Origin of the sequence: Streptomyces sp. YIM 98790 (assembly GCF_011421595.1) — a bacterium.
Lineage (GTDB): Bacteria > Actinomycetota > Actinomycetes > Streptomycetales > Streptomycetaceae > Streptomyces.
Genome location: NZ_WTLH01000404.1, coordinates 1 through 627, shown reverse-complemented (window position 1 = coordinate 627; position 627 = coordinate 1). Strand labels below are relative to the sequence as shown.

At 82.5% G+C, this 627-nt stretch carries 1 pseudogene; it reads left to right on the top strand.

The features are described 5' to 3' along the window. Positions 1–627, top strand: a pseudogene (locus tag GQS09_RS28865) (ABC transporter ATP-binding protein); the annotation flags it as partial.

Below are 627 nucleotides of genomic sequence, written 5' to 3'. Positions count from 1 at the left end.
GGCGGCCCCCGGGCCCGCGACCGGGACCGGGCACCCCCCGGCCTGGGCCGGCGGCGGAGAGGATGCCGCGGACCCCGGCCCCGACCACGACGCCCCGGTCACCGCCGCTGCCGGCCATGCCGCCGCGGACCGTCCCGCCCCCGCTCCGCCCGGCCCCGGAGCGGGATGGGGGATCAGGTACGAGATCCGGCGCTGGGCCGGGGTGCGCAGCGGACGGTGGCTGCTGCTGCTCGGCCTGCTGGCCGGGGTGGCCACCGGGCTGGCGATGGCCGCCGCCGGGGGCGGCCCCGCCGTGCGGGTGCTGGCCGGGTGGCCGCAGCAGCTTCCGGTCCCGCCGGCCGCGCTGGCCGCCGGGGCGCTGGGCGCCCTCTCCCTGGGTCAGGAGTGCCGCTATCCGGCACTGGCCCTCGCCCAGGTGCCGGTGCGCCGGCGGCTCGGCCTGCTGGCGGCCAAGCTCACCGTCTGGGCGGTGGCGGCGGCGCTGCTCTGCGCGGCCACCGGAGCGCTGAACGCCGTGGTGCTGACCGTGTCGGCCGGGGGCGGCGTGCTGCCGGGCCTGCCCGGCACGGTCTGGGCGGCGGCGCTGTGGGGGGTCACGGCGGTGCCCGGGCCCGCCGCGCTCGCCGC